At 35.8% G+C, this 5316-nt stretch carries 5 protein-coding genes; all 5 read left to right on the plus strand.

All coding sequences use genetic code 11. The annotated features are described in order from the left end of the window. The first annotated feature begins 415 nt into the window (after window positions 1-415). Window positions 416-1801, plus strand: coding sequence for an MMPL family transporter (locus Q0X66_RS15545; RefSeq protein ID WP_297707981.1), 1386 nt, complete (start codon window positions 416-418; stop codon window positions 1799-1801). Between the two features lie 100 nt (window positions 1802-1901). Further along, window positions 1902-2609: an MMPL family transporter gene (locus Q0X66_RS15550; protein ID WP_297707982.1), complete on the plus strand. Its 708-nt coding sequence runs from the start codon at window positions 1902-1904 to the stop codon at window positions 2607-2609. A 239-nt stretch (window positions 2610-2848) separates the two neighbouring features. Beyond that, window positions 2849-3610 carry an outer membrane lipoprotein-sorting protein gene (locus Q0X66_RS15555; RefSeq protein ID WP_297707985.1) on the plus strand — a complete coding sequence of 254 codons (762 nt, stop codon included), beginning with the start codon at window positions 2849-2851 and terminating at the stop codon, window positions 3608-3610. Between the two features lie 36 nt (window positions 3611-3646). Then, the gene (locus Q0X66_RS15560; RefSeq protein ID WP_297707987.1) at window positions 3647-4810 is read left to right on the plus strand and encodes a squalene synthase; all 1164 of its coding nucleotides are present in this window, start codon (window positions 3647-3649) and stop codon (window positions 4808-4810) included. A 104-nt stretch (window positions 4811-4914) separates the two neighbouring features. After that, a partial coding sequence (locus Q0X66_RS15565) for a hypothetical protein (protein ID WP_297707989.1) occupies window positions 4915-5316 on the plus strand: 402 nt, incomplete at its 3' end.

The raw sequence follows: 5316 nt of genomic DNA on the forward strand, positions 1-5316 counted from the left end.
CCGCCGCAGTAAAACGGAGGAGGAAGCTACGCGACCTTGTGTTGCGGAGCGAAGCGCCTGTCCGCCGCAGTAAAACGGAGGAGGAAGCTACGCGACCTTACAAAATAGTCAATTATTTTGCGGGGCAAATATACTAATGTATTTTATTAGAATAAAACTTATTACAAGCAATGTTTTAAGAATACAAAAAGTCAGGTTCATCTGGTTGTAGCTTATATTATGGCAAGTTCTGCACTATTGGTGTGACCTCGAGAAGGTAGTTATAACATAGAAATCCCCAGATTTAGCGTTTTTGTTTTAGAAATAAATTACATTTATCATCGTCATTCAGAACATTTTTCGCACAGTTTCCTGCGCTGGCAATAGTATGGGGATTTGAATTTTATTTGGGTTTGAATAAATAGCTATTTTTATAATGAAAATGCAAGACAAAATTATTAAGTACCGTTCTCTAATTGTGATAACCGCTATGGTTATTACACTACTTTCCCTACTGCTAATTCCGAGGCTTCAGATAAATTCAAATGTCGATGATTATGTCCCCGACACCATAAAAAACAAAGTTTACTTAAAAGAGCTGGATAGTATTTTTGGAGGAAGTGAAATGATCTTGCTAATGTTGCATTCAGAAGATGTTGTTAATGCAGCGACCTTAAAAAGACTTGAATCACTTGCTGCCGATTTAGGTGAACTGGAAGGTTTAGATCGTATTATTTCTCCATTTAATGCACAGGAAATTTCTATTGACGATGGATTCATGTCTATGACGCCCTTCTTTGAAGAAATTCCGGATAATCAGGCCGATTTTGTGTCTTTAAAGAAAAGAATTGCAGCTAACAGCATGACCAATCGGTTCTTTTCTGACGATTTTAGCCTGGTCTCCCTTGTGCTGATAAAAAATACCAAAACACCGGATAAGATTATAGATGATATAAAGGGAATTGTAGCAAATCATCCCGGATCTGAAGAAGTGCTCTTAGGTGGATTACCCTTTATCAGATATTCTATTGAGGGAAATATACTTACTGATTTGATTGTATTACTTCCCATTGCCATGTTTCTTATGGTGTTTATGTTATATTTTTCATTTCGCGAATGGAAAGGGGTATTTATGCCCTTTATGATCGTTCTTATGAGCATTATTCTATCTTTTGGATTGATGTCTTTTTTAGGCTGGAAAATTTCGCTATTCAGTATTCTAATGCCTATCATGATCATTGCAATTGCCAATGATTATGGAATTCACCTGATCGCACATTATCAGGAATTGGCGAGAGGTGAAGAAAAACTTTCCATGAAACAAATTTGTAAGCAAATTTATATCGATCTTAAAAAGCCCATATTTATAACCGGTATTACTACCATAGGGGGAATACTGGGCTTGCTAAGCCATACTATGATGCCTGCGGCCGAATTAGGGGTGCTAACTGCTATTGGAATCGGTTTTGCTTTATTATTGAGTCTTTGGTTTTTACCGGCAATGCTCTCATTTTTTAAACCAAAGCGCAGGGATACACAAACGGAACAAAAAAAGGCGCCCATCGTGGATAGATTGCTGGGTAACATGGGAAATTGGGTGACCTTACATCCAAAAAAGATTATTACAATTTCTATGATAGTGGCAGTGATTGGGGTGATTGGGGTATTTTTATTAAAAGTTGACACCAATGTTGAAAGCTATTTTTCTGCTAAGTCCGAAGTAGGACGTTCTACAAAATTGATCAATGAAAAATTTGGGGGCTCTCAGTTTATAGGTATACGAAAAAGAAATAATAAAAGACCCTGCAGTAGGCCTTGTTAGTTCTCCTGTTTCACTGGTAAAGGAATTAAGCAAAGGTTTTTATGAACCTGAAGAAGAGGGGTATAACGAAATCCCGGAATCTTCCGATGAAATATACCAATTGATCGAAGTCTTTTCAATGGGAGGGAATGAAGATGATATTTCCCAATTTTTGGATTATAACTATGAAAATGCAAGAATATTAATAAGCCTTAAAGACGGCAGTAATAGTGCCAACAAAAGGGTATTGAAAAAAATTAATGCACTTACAAAGGATGATCCCAATGTTCAATTTGCTGCCGGGGCCGGGCTTACAGAAATTGAACTGGCAGATATGGTCGTGTGGGGTCAGATTAAATCGTTGATATTTGCACTGGCCGTGGTTTTTATCATTTTGAGTTTTGTTTTTCATTCCCCCAAGGCCGGATTGCTCTCCACTTTGCCTATTACCATTGCCATAGTGGTGTTATTTGGATTAATGGGAATATTTGGCATAGCTTTAGACATAGCCACAGCCTTATTATCTTCTATTATGATTGGAGTGGGAGTAGACTATACCATTCACTTTTTATGGCGCTTTAAGACAGAACGATCTAAAGGTCATGATCATAAGAATGCAGTGCGCATAACACTTAACACATCGGGTAGGGGAATTATCATTAATGCCCTTTCAGTTATAGTGGGCTTTATGCCGCTTATTTTATCCAATTTCACCCCTTTAAAGTATTTTGGGGCACTGATTGTCATTTCAATTACGACTTGTTTAATTAGCTCACTATTTTTAGTTCCTGCCATAGTGATTTTAACAAAACCCAGGTTTCTGGAATAGTTATTGTATTAATTACAGGGGTATCATAATTGGTAAAGAATGCCTTTTTTATCAAATTTAAATTACTACTATTATTCAACTTTTGTGGTATTGCCTGTTTTTTCGATTCAAGTTATCTTTGTTGAGTATTAAAATGTTTATTGCATTAATGTTTAAAGTAATCTTTAAGAAAGTTTAATCCGTATACTACTAAGGATAGTATTAATTTTTTTAAAAAAAATGTACTAATTTTGCTCCTTATGTTAAAGCTTAAATTATTTGTATTTTTCCTGCCATTTTGTTTGCCTGTTATGGGCCAGAATAGTGCTGAGGAAATTTTTGAAAAAGCGGCGGATCAGCTTTTGACTGAAAATTTGGAACTATCACTAGAGATAAAGGAGATAGCAAGTAATGGAAAGTCGAAAGATAAGCAATACGATGTTCTTATTGCCAATTTTGGAGGTATGGAAAAGACCAAAACGGTAGTTCAGCAGCCAACCAAATTAAAAGGGATTACTATTGTTATAACTAGTTATCCCGATGAACCAGGATTGATAGAAATATTTACTCCTGCTAATGGAAAAATCAGAAAGATGAAGGCTACTTCCAAAAATATGGATTTAGTTAATTCCGGGGTTTCTATTTCTAATTACACCTCAAAGGATCGCGATCAATTGAGTTTCGCTTTTAAAGGGAATGAGGAATTTGAGGGCAAATCCTGTTACAAATTGCAGGTAAACGATGTTTTAGATTTGGTAAATGGTGAAACCGAATATTTAATTGAAGAAAATACCTATCGTATTTTAAAAATTATAGCCTTTAACAAAGACGGAACAGAAAAAAGTATTACGACCTATTCCGATTTTCAGGCAATTGGGCAGCTCAAGGGAAAAATCCAACCTATGTTTATGGTTAATAAGGACCTTAAAAAAGCTAAGCATAACGAAATAAAAGTTTTGAAAATTAATGCCAGGCCCGATTTAAAGGAAGAAAATTTTATTATTGAATCAGCTATCAACTAAATACAATAAAGTCTAAGCCAAGATATACAATCTATTATGTCAATAAAGAAATCTATTTTAAAGCCAGACGAGATGGCTGCTCTTTTAAAACTGAAATTTGGAGGAAAGAAAATGGTTGGTCATCATAAAAACGGTAATATAAAAAACGATAGTAATCTCGCCTATTGCTATGATACTCTTGATAAAGTATCAAGATCATTTGCTGCGGTTATTAGACAATTACCGGATGAGTTAAGTGATGTTGTTTGCCTTTTTTATCTCATCTTGAGAGGGCTTGACTCCATAGAAGATGATATGGATTTGGATCAGGATGCTAAAATTGGTTTACTTCGGGAATTTTATACAAAAAACTTCGAACAAGGATGGAAACTTTCAAATGTAGGGGATAAGGAAGAATATCGGGATCTGCTCGCGAATTATGACAAGATAATAGAGCCATTTTTAGTACTTGATGTAAAATACCAAAATATTATAACAGATATCTGCCAAAGAATGGGTAATGGGATGGCAGATTTTGTAGAGGCTGAAATTAGTACTTTAGAAGATTATAATCTTTACTGTCACTATGTTGCGGGATTGGTTGGAATAGGATTGTCAGAACTTTTTGCAGCTTCTGAAATAGAGAACAAAGAATTGGAATCTCAGAAAGTGCTATCCAACTCTATGGGCCTTTTTTTACAGAAAACGAATATTGTAAGGGATTATAAAGAAGACTTGGATGAAAACAGAATTTTTTGGCCAGAAGAGGTATGGACCACATATAGCTCCAAATTTGAAGGGTTTTCATTAAACCCGGGGAAATTGGAATCTGTCTCGTGCCTCAATCATATGGTAAATGATGCACTTTCTCATGCTACAGACTGCCTTGATTACTTAAAAATATTAACGAACGAACGTGCATTCAGATTCTGTGCAATACCGCAGGTGATGGCTATAGCTACCCTTGCCGAAGTTTATAATAATCAAAAGGTATTTACAGAAAATGTAAAAATCAGAAAAGGACTCGCAGCTAAACTGATTCTAAGTAGCGGATCTATTCAAGAAGTGGTAAAGATTTACAAAGAGATGGCCTCTGTGATCGCCAAAAAAATTCCACATGGATTCCCTAATTCTGAAGAAACTTTAGAGTTAGTACAGAACATTAATACCTATTGTGAGTTGGCCCTGGCTGAGGCCTATAAATCCCATGAAATCGCTTAGGGTTTTATGAATAAGACACTGAAGATTTAAATTGAATTCTAAATACTAAAATTTACCAGCAGGTAATTTGCTGGTAGTAAACCAAAAATTAATACTTACATTTTATGAAAACTATTAAAATTTATGCTATTGCTTTATTCTTTTGTACATTTTTAACCTATCCTTTGTTAGCGCAGGATGTTGATAGTACCATAGAACCAAGAGAAAGATTAAGTCTTGCAACCATGCAGGGAACGGTTACAGATATTGCTAAGGAAACCCGCGATGTTACCCTCAAAGGACCCGATGGTGAAATGGCTACCATTACAGCCGGCCCGGAAATTAAAAGGTTTGATGAAATTTCGGTTGGAGATATAATAACTTTTGACTTTTATACCTATTTAAAGGCTGAGTTCAGAGCACCTACATCTGCAGAATTGGCAGAACCATTTGTTGTTTTAGAAGGGGAAGGTAAAGCTCCGGAAGGGGAAGCTCCGGCAGGCGCAGTTGGAGAAATGGTTAAAGCT

It is taken from the genome of uncultured Eudoraea sp., from assembly GCF_947260015.1.
Lineage (GTDB): Bacteria > Bacteroidota > Bacteroidia > Flavobacteriales > Flavobacteriaceae > Eudoraea.